13 protein-coding genes are annotated in these 12,568 nt (G+C 62.9%); 5 read left to right on the top strand and 8 right to left on the bottom strand.

Features of this window, described 5'->3' with window-relative positions; all coding sequences use genetic code 11:
- Positions 1–13: 13 nt before the first annotated feature.
- A complete protein-coding gene (gene iolG / locus LRX75_RS08695; RefSeq protein WP_231813512.1) occupies positions 14–1,009 on the bottom strand; it encodes an inositol 2-dehydrogenase in 996 nt (331 codons plus the stop codon).
- Between the two features lie 349 nt (positions 1,010–1,358).
- Between iolG and LRX75_RS08690 the strand changes: the two genes are divergently transcribed.
- Positions 1,359–1,640 carry a hypothetical protein gene (locus LRX75_RS08690; RefSeq protein ID WP_231813510.1) on the top strand — a complete coding sequence of 94 codons (282 nt, stop codon included), beginning with the start codon at positions 1,359–1,361 and terminating at the stop codon, positions 1,638–1,640.
- 22 nt (positions 1,641–1,662) lie between these two features.
- Here LRX75_RS08690 and LRX75_RS08685 read toward each other — a convergent pair whose 3' ends face one another.
- On the bottom strand, positions 1,663–2,175 hold the full coding sequence (locus LRX75_RS08685) for a hypothetical protein (protein ID WP_231813508.1): 513 nt from the start codon (positions 2,173–2,175) through the stop codon (positions 1,663–1,665).
- A 111-nt stretch (positions 2,176–2,286) separates the two neighbouring features.
- A complete protein-coding gene (locus tag LRX75_RS08680; protein WP_231813506.1) occupies positions 2,287–3,264 on the bottom strand; it encodes a LysR family transcriptional regulator in 978 nt (325 codons plus the stop codon).
- Between the two features lie 278 nt (positions 3,265–3,542).
- On the opposite strand from LRX75_RS08680, the gene chvE reads away from it, so the two are divergent.
- From chvE to araD1, 4 genes are all read left to right on the top strand, one after another.
- Positions 3,543–4,610 (top strand): multiple monosaccharide ABC transporter substrate-binding protein, encoded by a 1,068-nt coding sequence (gene chvE / locus LRX75_RS08675; RefSeq protein ID WP_113150710.1) that lies wholly within the window; start codon positions 3,543–3,545, stop codon positions 4,608–4,610.
- Positions 4,611–4,728: 118 nt separating this feature from the next.
- Positions 4,729–6,264, top strand: a complete 1,536-nt coding sequence (mmsA, locus tag LRX75_RS08670) for a multiple monosaccharide ABC transporter ATP-binding protein (RefSeq protein WP_231813504.1) — start codon at positions 4,729–4,731, stop codon at positions 6,262–6,264.
- Positions 6,264–7,472, top strand: a complete 1,209-nt coding sequence (mmsB, locus tag LRX75_RS08665) for a multiple monosaccharide ABC transporter permease (RefSeq protein ID WP_231813502.1) — start codon at positions 6,264–6,266, stop codon at positions 7,470–7,472. The genes mmsA and mmsB overlap by 1 nt, the downstream gene beginning before the upstream one ends.
- 97 nt (positions 7,473–7,569) lie before the next feature.
- Positions 7,570–8,562 (top strand): AraD1 family protein, encoded by a 993-nt coding sequence (gene araD1, locus LRX75_RS08660; protein WP_231813500.1) that lies wholly within the window; start codon positions 7,570–7,572, stop codon positions 8,560–8,562.
- Between the two features lie 57 nt (positions 8,563–8,619).
- Here the strand turns inward: araD1 and LRX75_RS08655 are convergent, their stop codons facing one another.
- The 5 genes from LRX75_RS08655 to LRX75_RS08635 form a co-directional block, all read right to left on the bottom strand.
- The gene (locus tag LRX75_RS08655) at positions 8,620–9,027 is read right to left on the bottom strand and encodes a type II toxin-antitoxin system VapC family toxin (protein WP_231813498.1); all 408 of its coding nucleotides are present in this window, start codon (positions 9,025–9,027) and stop codon (positions 8,620–8,622) included.
- Positions 9,024–9,260, bottom strand: coding sequence for a type II toxin-antitoxin system Phd/YefM family antitoxin (locus LRX75_RS08650; RefSeq protein ID WP_231813496.1), 237 nt, complete (start codon positions 9,258–9,260; stop codon positions 9,024–9,026). The genes LRX75_RS08655 and LRX75_RS08650 overlap by 4 nt, the downstream gene beginning before the upstream one ends.
- A 108-nt stretch (positions 9,261–9,368) precedes the next feature.
- Positions 9,369–10,187, bottom strand: a complete 819-nt coding sequence (locus LRX75_RS08645; RefSeq protein WP_231813494.1) for a transglutaminase family protein — start codon at positions 10,185–10,187, stop codon at positions 9,369–9,371.
- A gap of 19 nt (positions 10,188–10,206) precedes the next feature.
- The gene (locus tag LRX75_RS08640) at positions 10,207–11,145 is read right to left on the bottom strand and encodes an alpha-E domain-containing protein (protein ID WP_231813493.1); all 939 of its coding nucleotides are present in this window, start codon (positions 11,143–11,145) and stop codon (positions 10,207–10,209) included.
- A gap of 5 nt (positions 11,146–11,150) precedes the next feature.
- Positions 11,151–12,545: a circularly permuted type 2 ATP-grasp protein gene (locus LRX75_RS08635; protein ID WP_162742994.1), complete on the bottom strand. Its 1,395-nt coding sequence runs from the start codon at positions 12,543–12,545 to the stop codon at positions 11,151–11,153.
- Positions 12,546–12,568: the final 23 nt, after the last annotated feature.

The raw sequence follows: 12,568 nt of genomic DNA, 5'->3' as shown, positions 1-12,568 counted from the left end.
TCCGGGCGAGCGCTCAGAGTTCGACGGCGATCTGGCGCTTTTCCTTGACGGACCGGAGCGCGGCTTCCGCGAGTGCGAGTGCGGCAAGGCCGTCCGCGCCGGAGGGGGTAATCGGCGTGCCGGTCTCGATGGCGGAGATGAAGCTCGCGATCTCGTTGGCATAGGCTTGGGTATAGCGGGTCATGAAGAAATCGTGCAGGGGCGGGCGGGTGTAGCCTTCGCCATTGGCGATCTCGATGGAGACGGCGCGCTGGTTTTCCGCCGAGACAACGCCCTTGGAGCCGTGCACCTCGATGCGCTGGTCGTAGCCATAGGTGGCACGGCGCGAGTTGGAGATGATCGCCTGCTTGCCGCTGGCGGTTTCGAGGATGACCGAAACGCTGTCGTAATCCCCGGCGGTTCCGATCTCGGGATCGACCAGCACGGCGGCATGGGCCGTGACGATGGTCGGCTCTTCGCCGAGCAGGAAGCGCGCCATGTCGAAGTCGTGGATCGTCATGTCGCGGAAGATGCCGCCGGAGCGCTTGATGTAATCGACCGGCGGCGCGCCGGGATCGCGCGAGATGATCGTCACCATTTCGACATCGCCGATGCGGCCGTCCTCGATCGCCTGCCGCACGGCCATGAAATGCGGGTCGAAGCGGCGGTTGAAGCCGACCATCAGCTTTCCGTCCGTTTCGGCGACCGTCTTCAGGCAATCGCGGACGCGGCCGACATCCAGGTCGATCGGCTTTTCGCAGAAGATCGCCTTGCCGGCGCGGGCGAAGCGCTCGATCAGGTCGGCATGGGTATCGGTGGGCGTGCAGATGACGACGGCGTCGATATCGTCGGCCGCCTCGATCGCCTCGATGGTGCGGACCTCGCAGCCATAGCTGTCGGCAATCGCCTGAGCTGCCGCGGGAAACGCATCGGCAACGGCCACGAGACGCGCATGGGCATCGCCGCTGACGGCCTTGGCATGAACCTTGCCGATACGGCCGGCGCCGAGAACACCAAATCTCACAGTCATGTTACCACTTTCAATAGCGCGGCCCGAAAGCCACTGGACGCGGAATGATGCGCTCACTCCGCTGGAAGCGCTTGGCGATCCGCTGACGGCGGATCCGTCCTGTCGAGGAGGGGATGTGCCGGCGACGCCGTCTCCTCCCGAGGCGTCGCGTCGTCCTGATCGATGTCGCGCCCTCCGGAACGAAACATTGATCTGGATTGATTTTTGGAATTTTTATTCCGTCTTGTTCCTGCCCGTCAAGCCGGTACCCTTGCGCTTGCGATGTTTTTTGCGCATGTCATCTGCGCTGGGCTGCGCGATCTCCGTGATACAGCGCGCTCGGCCGACGTTTGGTCATCCAAGAGGACTCATGCAGAAGTTCATCGACCCGGATCATCCTTTCTACCGTCCTCTCTGGAGGCGTCTGTTGATCGTCGGGAGCTGCGCGCTCTGGACGGCCGTCGAGTTCTGGAACGGCGCCTCGACCTGGGGCATGATCTTTCTGGCCGTCACCGCCTATACCTCGGCCACGCTGATCGTGTTCTTCAAGCCGACGACGACATCGACCGACGTCGTGCCGGAGGCGACGGCCGCCGATGCACCGCCGCTCGCAGATCCCGACGCGCCGCCAAGGGACGAGCCGAAGGCCTGACGGCCAAAGCTCGACGCGCGCGCTATCGGGGGCGCTGTGGCGTCAGGCCGATCGGCAGGCCGCGCTTCAGCCGGCGCAGTGCCTCGTCCACCAGCATATTGGCGATCGTCATGCGCGTCGTCGCTGCCTCTCTATCCCCCGGCGCGTGGCGATCCGGATGGTTGCGGTTGGCGAACGCCCGGCGCTTCTCCGCGAGGGTGGTGGGCGTGTCCGTATTCGAGAGCTGAAGGTCTTCGGCGACCTGCGCGGGTGTCAGGCGGTCGAGATGGGCGGGCCGTTGCCGAAGCGGGGGCCTTGCGGCTCGGAGAAGCGGAGCCGGGCGCGGACGTAGCGGTTCGGGTGCCGCGCTTCCGGCCTCGTCGATATCGGCATAGGCCTGCCGCACGGCATCGCCGCCAGCGGCGCGTTCCGTATCGAAGGCGAGGCTGGCGTTCAAGCCCGCGATGCCGGCACGCGGGGATGGCCCGGCCGCCTCCCGCGGGTCTTCCGCCTCAAGACGTTCGAGCACGGACTGAAAGAGCGATTTGCCGAACATGTCCGTCCCTTCCGGCTGGAGCGGCACCCCTGTGGGGTGCCGCGGCGTATTATCGTCGCAAGCCAAGCACGACAGGATTGCGTAAGCCTGTCCATGCCGAGCGGATGCCGATCAGCCTTTGCTTTCCTGAAGAATGAGATCGTAGAGCAGCTTGGCGCTCGGCGGCAGTTCGCGACCGCGGGGGGTGATGAGGCTGTAGGGGCGGATGGTGATGGCGAAATCGATCGGCAGGACGCGGATCTCGCCGATCGACGTTCCGTTGCTGGCGACCAATTCCGCGACGTCCTTGGCCACAGGCGCAATCGCATTGGTGTTGCGCACGATGGAAAGGGTCAGGATGATGGAGGAGGTGTTGATCGTCGTGGTCGGCAGGGGCACGCCGCTGGTGAGGAAACTGTCCTCCACGGAACGCCGCAACAGCGTGCCGGCCGGCTGGAAGACCCAGTCGTAGCCCGGCAGGTCCTCGTGGACGATGACCGGCTTTTCGAGCAGGGGGTGACCCTCGCGAACGATCAGACAGACGTCTTCCGAGCCGATCTCCACGAGGTCGAATTGGCGGGGGTCGATATCGTCGGGAATGCGGCCGATGACGAAGTCGTGACGGGCTGCCATCAGCTCGCGGATCAGGACATTGCTGTTTTCCACCTGAATGCTGATCTCGATGCCGGGATAGGCCGTCGTCACCTGATTCATCGCGGGCACGGCGAGATGCAGGGCAGGGCCGGTGACGGAGCCGAGCGAGACGGAGCCGCCGCGGCCCGTCTTCAACTCGCCGATCTCCCGGGCTGTTTCCCGAAGCTCGAGGAAGATGGTGCGCGCGCGCCGGGCGAGCGCCTTTCCATAGGGCGTGAGTTCCACGCCGCGCGCCACGCGCTCGCAGAGGGGCGCGCGCAGGATCGATTCGATTTCTCCGAGCATGCGTGAAGCGGCCGGTTGTGATATGCCCAGAGCCTCCGCAGCGGCGCTGATCTGACCCCTATCCTCGATCGCGAGGATGAGATGCAGGTGGACAAGCTTCAAACCCGACTTGAATACATTGCGCGCGGAGGCACCAAAGGGCACAAGCCCTTGATTTTCCGTGTCTTCCATAGGCCGTCACCCTCCCAGCTCCCCCGTCCATTAAAAATCACATTCTTTTCGTTTATTATACCAAAAAAAATATGCGCCTACACGAATATTGTATTTGACAGTTATGGAGTTTGATTCCAGTTTGCCGGCATGTGCGCCGGCGCTTGCGGAGGTTAAAGCCGGGGGGATTTCTTCATCCATTTTCCCTCCACCCTGGAACGACGTTCCGGGTGCGTCCAGCGCCGCACATATCGCGACGGCTCCAGGCCGGCGCGGTCAACACTCCAGGGAGAGACCTTATGAAATTGGTTACATCACTTCTGGCCGCTGCCGCCATCGGCGTCGCGTCCTTCGCATTCCCGGCTTTCGCGCAGGACAAGGGCACCGTTGGCATTTCCATGCCGACCAAGACCTCGACCCGCTGGATCTCGGACGGCGAGACCATGGAAAAGCTGTTCAAGGAAGCCGGCTACACGGCAGACCTGCAGTTTGCCGACGACGATATCCCGAACCAGCTCGCCCAGATCGAAAACATGGTCACCAAGGGTGCCAAGGTTCTCGTCATCGGCGCCATTGACGGCACGACGCTCTCCGACATTCTCGCCAAGGCGCATGACGCCGGCGTCAAGGTCATCGCCTACGACCGCCTGATCCGCGACAGCGGCAACGTCGACTACTACGCGACGTTCGACAACTTCCAGGTCGGCGTTCTCCAGGCAACGACGCTTGTCAACGGCCTGAAGCTGGACGGCGCGACCGAGCCGAAGAACGTCGAACTCTTCGGCGGTTCGCCGGACGACAACAACGCCTTCTTCTTCTACGATGGCGCGATGTCCGTTCTCCAGCCGCTGATCGACGCCAAGAAGATCGTCGTGAAGTCCGGCCAGATGGGCATGGAACAGGTCGGCACGCTGCGTTGGGACGGTGCCGTTGCACAGGCCCGCATGGAAAACCTGCTGTCCTCGACCTACACCGACGCGAAGGTCGACGGCGTTCTCTCCCCCTATGACGGTCTCTCGATCGGCATCATCTCGGCCCTGAAGGGCGTTGGCTACGGCTCCGGCGACATGCCGATGCCGATCGTCACCGGCCAGGACGCCGAACTGCCGTCGGTCAAGTCAATCATGGCTGGCGAACAGTACTCCACGATCTTCAAGGACACGCGCGAACTGGCCAAGGTTACCGTTGGCATGGTCGATGCCGTGATCAGCGGCAAGGAGCCCCAGATCAACGACACCAAGACCTACGACAACGGCGTCAAGGTCGTTCCGGCCTACCTGCTGAAGCCGGTTGCCGTCGACAAGACCAATGCCAAGGACGTTCTGGTCGGCGCCGGCTACTACACCGCCGAGCAGATCGACAACTAAGCGATCACGCTATCATGGGGTCCGCGATACCAGTCGCGGACCCTTTTGGCATATGAGGAGCCTGACCCCCGGCCGGTCCCACCTCATCAAACGACGGACGGCCACTGGAACGCCTGACATGGACAAATACATTCTCGAAATGCGGGGCATCACCAAGACGTTTCCCGGCGTGAAAGCGCTCGACAACGTCAATCTCAAGGTTCGCGAGGGCGAGATCCACGCGCTCGTGGGCGAGAACGGTGCCGGCAAATCGACCCTGATGAAGGTGCTGAGCGGCGTCTATCCCGCCGGCAGCTATGACGGGGACATCGTTTACGACGGCTCGGTTCGGCAGTTCAAGGACATCTCCGACAGCGAGCATCTCGGCATCATCATCATCCACCAGGAACTGGCGCTCGTTCCGCTGCTCTCGATCGGGGAAAACATCTTCCTCGGCAACGAGGTGGCGACCAAGGGCGTCATCGACTGGAAGGAAACCTTCGCGCGCACGCGCGAGCTTCTGGCCAAGGTCGGCCTGAAGGAGTCGCCCGCAACGCTGATCACCGATATCGGGGTGGGCAAGCAGCAGCTGGTGGAAATCGCCAAGGCGCTGTCGAAAAAGGTGCGCCTGCTGATCCTCGACGAGCCGACCGCCTCGCTCAACGAGACGGATTCGGCGGCCCTCCTTCACCTGCTGATGGAATTCCGCAAGCAGGGCATGACCTCGATCATCATTTCGCACAAGCTGAACGAGATCAAGACGGTCGCCGACAAGATCACCATCCTGCGCGACGGCGGCACGGTTGAAACGCTCGACTGCCACAACGAGGATATCGGCGAAGACCGGATCATCAAGGGCATGGTCGGGCGCGACATGGACGACCGCTATCCCCCGCGCGAGCCGAAGATCGGCAGCACGCTCCTGGAAGTGAAGAACTGGAACGTCTACCACCAGCACCACCGCGACCGGCAGTTCCTGCATGACGTGAACTTCACGGTTCGCGCCGGCGAGGTCGTCGGCATTGCCGGGCTGATGGGCGCCGGGCGCACCGAGACGGCGATGAGCATCTTTGGCCGTTCCTGGGGCCACAAGATCACCGGCGACGTGCTGATGCACGGCAAGCCGGTCGATGTCAGCACGATCCAGAAGGCGATCGAGGCGGGGCTTGCCTACGTAACCGAGGACCGCAAGCATCTGGGCCTGGTTCTGAACAACAACATCATGCACAACACGACGCTCGCCAACCTGCCGGCCGTCGCAAACAGCGGCGTGATCGACGGGCACCGCGAGCGCGAGGTCGCAACCGACTATCGCAAGCGCCTGCGCATCCGCTCGCACTCGATCTATCAGGAAACGGTCAACCTCTCGGGCGGCAACCAGCAGAAGGTCGTGCTGTCCAAGTGGCTGTTCACCAATCCCGAAATCCTCATCCTCGACGAGCCGACACGCGGCATCGACGTCGGTGCGAAATACGAAATCTATTCCATCATCAACCAGCTGGCCGCCGAGGGCAAAGGCATTCTCATGATCTCATCCGAGATGCCCGAGCTTCTGGGAACCTGCGATCGGATCTACGTCATGAATGAAGGTCGTATCGTCGCGGAACTTCCCAAGGGTGAAGCCAGCCAGGAATCCATCATGCGAGCCATCATGCGCTCCGGGGAGAAGCACTAATGGTCCTTGAAACCAGCGCACCAACCGCCAAGCCGTCCGTCGGCGCCTATCTGAAAGCCAACATCCGCGAATACGGCCTTCTGGTCGCGCTCGTCGTCATCATGTTGTTCTTCCAGTTCGTCACCGGCGGCGTCCTGTTCCGCCCCGTCAACATCACCAACCTGATCCTGCAGAACTCGTTCATCGTCATCATGGCGCTGGGCATGCTGCTGATCATCGTCGCCGGCCATATCGACCTCTCGGTCGGGTCCATCGTCGCCTTCACCGGCGGCCTTTCCGCCGTGATGATGGTGAAATGGGGCATTCACTACGCGCTCGTCGTGCCGCTCTGCCTCGTGCTCGGTGGTCTCGTGGGTGCGGCGCAGGGATACTGGGTCGCCTACCAGAAGATCCCGTCCTTCATCGTGACGCTGGCCGGCATGCTCGTGTTCCGCGGCCTGACCTACCTGATCCTCCAGAACCGCCCGATCGGTCCGTTTCCCAAGGAATTCCAGGTTCTGTCGACCGGCTTCGTACCCGACCTGCTCTGGTTCGCGAACCCCAACCCGGCGATCGTCACCAACCTGTTCGCGCTGGTCGCCGTCATCGTCCTCGTCGGTCTCGCCGTCTATTTCGGCATGAAGGACCGCAGCAACAACGACAAGCACGGCACCGAGAACGAGCCCTTCGTGTTCTTCGCCATCCAGATGGCCATCATCGGCGTCGTTGCGATCTTCCTCGGCTTCCAGCTGTCGACCTATCGCGGTTTCCCGAACGTGCTGATCGTCATGGCGCTGCTGATCGCGCTCTACACCTTCATCACCACGCGCTCGACCATCGGCCGCCGCATCTACGCCATGGGCGGTAACGAGAAGGCGGCCAAGCTCTCGGGCATCAACACCGAGCGCCTGACCTTCCTGACCTTCGTCAACATGGGCGTGCTGGCAGCGCTCGCCGGCATGATCATCGCGGCCCGCCTGAACTCGGCGACGCCCAAGGCCGGCGTCGGCTTCGAGCTGGACGTCATCGCGGCCTGCTTCATCGGCGGTGCCTCGGCCTCCGGCGGCGTCGGCAAGATCACCGGTGCGGTCATCGGCGCGTTCATCATGGGCGTCATGAACAACGGCATGTCGATCATGGGCCTCGGCATCGACTACCAGCAGCTCGTCAAGGGCCTGGTGCTGCTCGCCGCCGTGTTCTTCGACGTCTACAACAAGAACAAGGGCTGATCGTCGCCCGAAAGGGTCTACGCCAGCCGTTCGAGATCACGCCGCCGTCTGACACGCTCAGATGGCGGCGTTCGCATTTCAAAAGGGAGAGAACAGCATGCTGATGTCGCAGATCCGCAACGAGGATGGCTCGATCACGGTTGCGGTCCGGGAGGAGGGCGAGCCGGCCCGCGCCGTCCGCGGCGCACGGAGCGTTTATGATCTTGCGCTGGAAGCCGCCAACGCCGGCCGGGTGCTCGCCGACGTCGTGCTGGCGCGGGGCCTTGGCGGGGTAGTCGATCTCCAGGCCGCCGATGCGGACGGGCGTTTCCTGCCGCCGATCACCCATCCCGATCCGGCGCATCTTCACCTGACCGGCACGGGTCTGACCCATCTCGGCTCGGCCGCCACCCGCGATGCCATGCATGCCGCCGCGACGGCCGACGAGACCGCGATGACGGACTCCATGAAGATGTTCCGGATGGGTCTCGACGGCGGCAAGCCGAAACCGGGCGAGACGGGCGTGCAGCCGGAATGGTTCTACAAGGGCAATGGACTGCAGCTCGCGGCACCCGGCGGCGATCTCGTCTCACCCGCATTCGCCCAGGATGGCGGCGAGGAGCCCGAGATGGCCGGCATCTACGTCATTGCCGACAGTGGCCAGCCCTTCCGGCTCGGCTTTGCGGTCGCCAACGAATTTTCCGACCATATCACGGAGCGGGTCAACTATCTCTTCCTCGCGCATTCCAAGCTCCGCCCCGCGAGCTTCGGCCCGGAGATCCGCATCGGCCTCGCCCCGCAGGACGTCCGTGGGACATCCCGCATCCTGCGCGACGGCACGGTGCTCTGGGAGAAGCCGTTTCTCTCCGGCGAAGCCAACATGTCCCACAGCTTCGCCAATCTCGAATATCATCACTTCAAATACGGCCTCTTCCGCGCATCCGGAGACATCCACGTGCATATGTTCGGCACGGCGACGCTGTCGTTCGGGGATGGCGTGCGGACCCAGGCGGGCGATGTGTTCGAGATGGAGGCGGCGGGGTTCGGGCTGCCGTTGCGGAACCGGCTGGTGATCGAGGCGGAGACGGGGGTATCGGTGGGGGTGCTGTGAGGTCGTTGTGGTGAGGCAGTCCATAGAACGGACGACGCTCGACAGTTGCTCGTGCCGTCATTCGACGGTGATACCCATCTCTTTAGCTGCCCGCGACAGCGCCTTGTCGCGTGTGGCGAGCGGGAGACCACGTCGGGCCGCGACGTCCAGATAGGTTGCGTCGTAGATCGCCAGCCCATGCTCGCGGGCGAGTGGCAGGATCTCCCGGATATGTCGTGCGATGGCGATGGTGTCTGTTTCGAGGGGAAGCTGCGATATCAAGTCCAGCCTTTGGATGAGGCTGGCCGCCGAAATCCGGCCGCGGCGCTCGGCCAGCATCAGGACATTGGCGATTTCCAGATGAAAAAGCGCAGGAACGACGGCTCCGCTGTCGGCAACCCGCTCTGCGATCGCATCGGTTTGCGGGCTTGCTTCATCCTCGAAGCACCAGGACAGGGCTATGGACGCATCGATCACGATGCTCATCTGCGGCCTTCGTCGCGCAGGTCCTTCCAAGATAGTTCGCCTAGTGTTTCCGTCTTCCGCAAGGCTTTGAGGGCCGCGACGATTTCCTGGCCGCTCCGCTTCGGATCGTCGTCGATGGCCACCAGCCTTGCAATGGATTTGCCGTGCTTGGTGATCGTCACGTCTTCTCCGTGCGCTGCCTTTTCCAGCAAGGCGGAAAACTGCGCTTTCGCCTCGAATGCACCGATCTTCATGACATTTCTCCACGTCCGACCTGAAATTTAAGCCTGAATCCATTTCGCCACAAGGGAGGCATCGGGAGGTGCAGGATCAAACCGGTCTCGGCTCTCACGCTCTCCGCATCAACTCTGACTCTGGCTCTGCCCCTGTTGCTCCACCGTCAGCGCCACCGTCAGCGTCTCGTTCGCGGCGCCGTGGACCAGTCCGGAGATGGGGGCGGCGTCGCGGTAGTCGAGGCCGGTGGCGATGCGGACGTAGCGTTCGTCGGGGCAGACGTCGTTGGCCGCGTCGAAGCCGACCCAGCCGAGGCCGGGAAGGTGGGCTTCGGCCCAGGCATGGGTGGCCGTCTGCTCGATGCGGTCGTCCATCATCAGATAGCCGGAGACGTAGCGGGCGGGGAGGCCGACCGAGCGGGCGCAGGCGATGAAGATATGCGCGTGATCCTGACAGACGCCGATGCCGCGCGTCAGCGCCTCGTCCGCGGTGGTTTCCGTTCCCGTCGATCCCGGCTCGAAGGCGACGGCCTGGTGGATGGCGCCCATGAGGTTGTGCATCTGCGCCAGCACACCGTCGCCCGACTGGGACTTGGCCAGATCGCGGATCTGCTTCGTCCGCTTGGTCAGCGGCGTGTCACGCTGGAACAGCCAGAGGGGGATGTAGGACTGATGGGGGCCGAACACGCCGGCGCGGTCCTGCGTCTCGATCTCGCCGCTGGCGACGATGCGCATGCGGATCTGGTCTCCCATGACGCTGACGAGGGTCACGCGGTTTGCGAAATGATCCTCGTAGCCGACCTCCACCTTGGCGCCTTCCACCGAGGTCTCCCAGTTCAGAACGGTCTGTCCCGGCTCCGTGAAGGGTGTGAGGCGGAGCCGCTGCAGCGAGTAGCTGACCGCCTCCGCATAGCTGTATTCGGTCGTATGGGTGATTTTCAGTCGCATGCGCCTGGTCCGTCCTTGGTCAATAGAACCGGTAGCCGTCGGAGATTTCCTGGCTCAGACGATTGTTCTGGGTGATGAACGTCTCGATATATTCGTGCAGGCCCTGGTCCATCACGTCCTTGATCGAGCAGTTCCGCAGCGATTTCAATGTATTTCCGGACGTTTCATGCGCGCTGTGCCGTTCGCCGTATTCCCGTTCGAGATAGCCGAGATTGCTGTTGATCTTGTCGTAGCAATAGGCGAGCGACCGCGGCATGCGGCCATTGAGGATGAGGAAGTCGGCGATATTGGCCGCCTTGTACTCCGCCTCGTAGACCCAGCCATAGCTGCGATGGGCGGAGACCGAGCGCAGGATCGATTCCCACTGCACGTTGTCGATGGCCGTGCCGACCTGCGACACGGCGGGCAGGAGGACGTAGTATTTCACGTCGAGAATGCGGGCGGTGTTGTCGGCGCGCTCGATGAAGGTGCCGATGCGCGAGAAGTTGAAGAGGTCGTTGCGCAGCATCGTGCCGTGGAAAGCACCGCGGATGAGGCCCGTCTTGCGCTTGATCGCGTCGATGACCTCCGGCAGGTCGGCGGCCTTCACCCGGCGTGCGAGCATGGACTTGAGGTCGAGATAACATTCGTTCACGGCCTCCCATGTCTCGCGCGTCAGGGCGGTGCGCACCATGCGCGCATTGCTGCGGGCCGTCTCGATGCAGGACAGCACGCTCGACGGATTGGTCGTCTCGCGCAGCAGGAAATCGACGGCGTCGGCACTGGTCGCGCTTTCGTAGCGCTGCTCGTAAATGTCGATGACACCGGAGCTCTGCAGCACGCTTTCCCAGTTGTCTTCGCCAAGGTGGGAGCGGGTGAGGGACATGCGCAGTCCGGCATCCACGAGGCGGGCGCTGTTTTCGGCCCGCTCGATATAGCGGAACATCCAGTAAAGGCCGTTTGCGGTTCTTCCGAGCATGCCGATCAGTCCTCCAGTACCCAAGTGTCCTTCGTGCCGCCACCCTGGCTGGAATTCACCACCAGAGAGCCGGCCTTCAGGGCCACGCGGGTCAAGCCGCCAGGAATGATCTGCACCTTGTCGGACACCAGCACATAGGGCCGCAGATCGACATGGCGCGGCGCGATGCCCTTGTTGACCATGATCGGTACGGTCGAGAGGGAGAGGGTCGGCTGGGCGATGTAGTTGCTCGGTCGTGCCTTCAGCTTGTCGGCAAACAGCGCACGTTCCTTTTTGGAGGCCGTCGGGCCGACCAACATGCCGTAGCCGCCGGACCCGTGAACCTCCTTGACCACGAGGTCGGCGAGGTTGTCGAGCACGTATTGCAGGCTCGACGGCTCTGAACAGCGCCATGTGGGCACGTTTTCGAGCAGCGCCTTGCGACCGGTGTAGAACTCCACGATCTCGGGCATGTAGGAGTAGATCGCCTTGTCGTCGCAAATCCCGGTGCCGGGGGCGTTGGCGATCGTGATGTTGCCGGCGCGGTAGACATCCATGATGCCGGGAATGCCGAGCGCGGATTCCGGCTTGAAGGTCAGGGGATCGAGGTAGTCGTCATCCACCCGGCGATAGAGCACGTCGATCGCTTCGTAGCCGCGCGTGGTGCGCATCCGCACCTTGCCGTCTATGACGCGCAGGTCGGAGCCTTCGACCAGCTCGACGCCCATCATATCCGCGAGGAAGGCGTGTTCATAATAGGCGGAATTGTAGATGCCCGGGGTGAGGACGGCGACGCGCGGCTTGCCTTCGCAACCGGGAGGAGCGACCGCCGCCAGCGAATGCCGCAGCAGATAGGGGTAGTTCTCCACCGGCTGAACGCGGTTCTGGTAGAACAGCTCGGGGAACATCTGCATCATGGTTTCGCGGTTCTCGAGCATGTAGCTGACGCCCGACGGGGTGCGGGCGTTATCCTCGAGAACGTAGAACTGGTCTTCGCCGGTCCGCACGATGTCGGTGCCGACAATGTGGGTGTAGACCCCGCCCGGCGGGCGCATGCCGACCATCTGCGGCAGAAAGGCGTCGTTCTTCTCGATCAGCTCGCGCGGAATGCGGCCCGCCTTGATGATTTCCTGCTTGTGGTAGATATCGTCCAGAAAGGCATTGAGCGCGAGCACGCGCTGCTCGATGCCCTGCGCGAGGCGGCGCCATTCCCGCGCGGAGATGATGCGCGGAATGAGATCGAAGGGGATCAGCTTCTCGGCGCTGTCGGCGTGGCCATACACCGCAAAGGTGATGCCGGTCTTGCGAAAGATGTTTTCCGCCTCTTTGGACTTGGCGATCAGGCGGGCTCTGTCCTGGTTGGCATACCACTCGTTGTATGTCGTGTAAGGCGGTCGCGGAGTGTTGTCCGCATTCATCATTTCATCGAATGCCAACGGCCTGG

The organism is Rhizobium quercicola, assembly GCF_021168455.1.
Classification (GTDB): Bacteria; Pseudomonadota; Alphaproteobacteria; order Rhizobiales; family Rhizobiaceae; genus Ferranicluibacter; species Ferranicluibacter quercicola.
Note: the sequence above shows the minus strand (reverse complement) of the source record. Positions and strands in the feature narration are given on the sequence as shown.

Bases quoted from the DNA above. Each gene is read 5' to 3' on its own strand.
- LRX75_RS08690 (WP_231813510.1), top strand. From the start codon at position 1,359: ATGCAGAAGTTCATCGACCCGGATCATCCTTTCTACCGTCCTCTCTGG.
- iolG (WP_231813512.1), bottom strand. From the start codon at position 1,009: ATGACTGTGAGATTTGGTGTTCTCGGCGCCGGCCGTATCGGCAAGGTT.
- LRX75_RS08655 (WP_231813498.1), bottom strand. From the start codon at position 9,027: ATGAGCATCGTGATCGATGCGTCCATAGCCCTGTCCTGGTGCTTCGAG.
- LRX75_RS08645 (WP_231813494.1), bottom strand. From the start codon at position 10,187: ATGCGACTGAAAATCACCCATACGACCGAATACAGCTATGCGGAGGCG.
- LRX75_RS08685 (WP_231813508.1), bottom strand. From the start codon at position 2,175: ATGTTCGGCAAATCGCTCTTTCAGTCCGTGCTCGAACGTCTTGAGGCG.
- LRX75_RS08650 (WP_231813496.1), bottom strand. From the start codon at position 9,260: ATGAAGATCGGTGCATTCGAGGCGAAAGCGCAGTTTTCCGCCTTGCTG.
- araD1 (WP_231813500.1), top strand. From the start codon at position 7,570: ATGCTGATGTCGCAGATCCGCAACGAGGATGGCTCGATCACGGTTGCG.
- mmsA (WP_231813504.1), top strand. From the start codon at position 4,729: ATGGACAAATACATTCTCGAAATGCGGGGCATCACCAAGACGTTTCCC.
- LRX75_RS08640 (WP_231813493.1), bottom strand. From the start codon at position 11,145: ATGCTCGGAAGAACCGCAAACGGCCTTTACTGGATGTTCCGCTATATC.
- mmsB (WP_231813502.1), top strand. From the start codon at position 6,264: ATGGTCCTTGAAACCAGCGCACCAACCGCCAAGCCGTCCGTCGGCGCC.
- chvE (WP_113150710.1), top strand. From the start codon at position 3,543: ATGAAATTGGTTACATCACTTCTGGCCGCTGCCGCCATCGGCGTCGCG.
- LRX75_RS08635 (WP_162742994.1), bottom strand. From the start codon at position 12,545: ATGATGAATGCGGACAACACTCCGCGACCGCCTTACACGACATACAAC.
- LRX75_RS08680 (WP_231813506.1), bottom strand. From the start codon at position 3,264: ATGGAAGACACGGAAAATCAAGGGCTTGTGCCCTTTGGTGCCTCCGCG.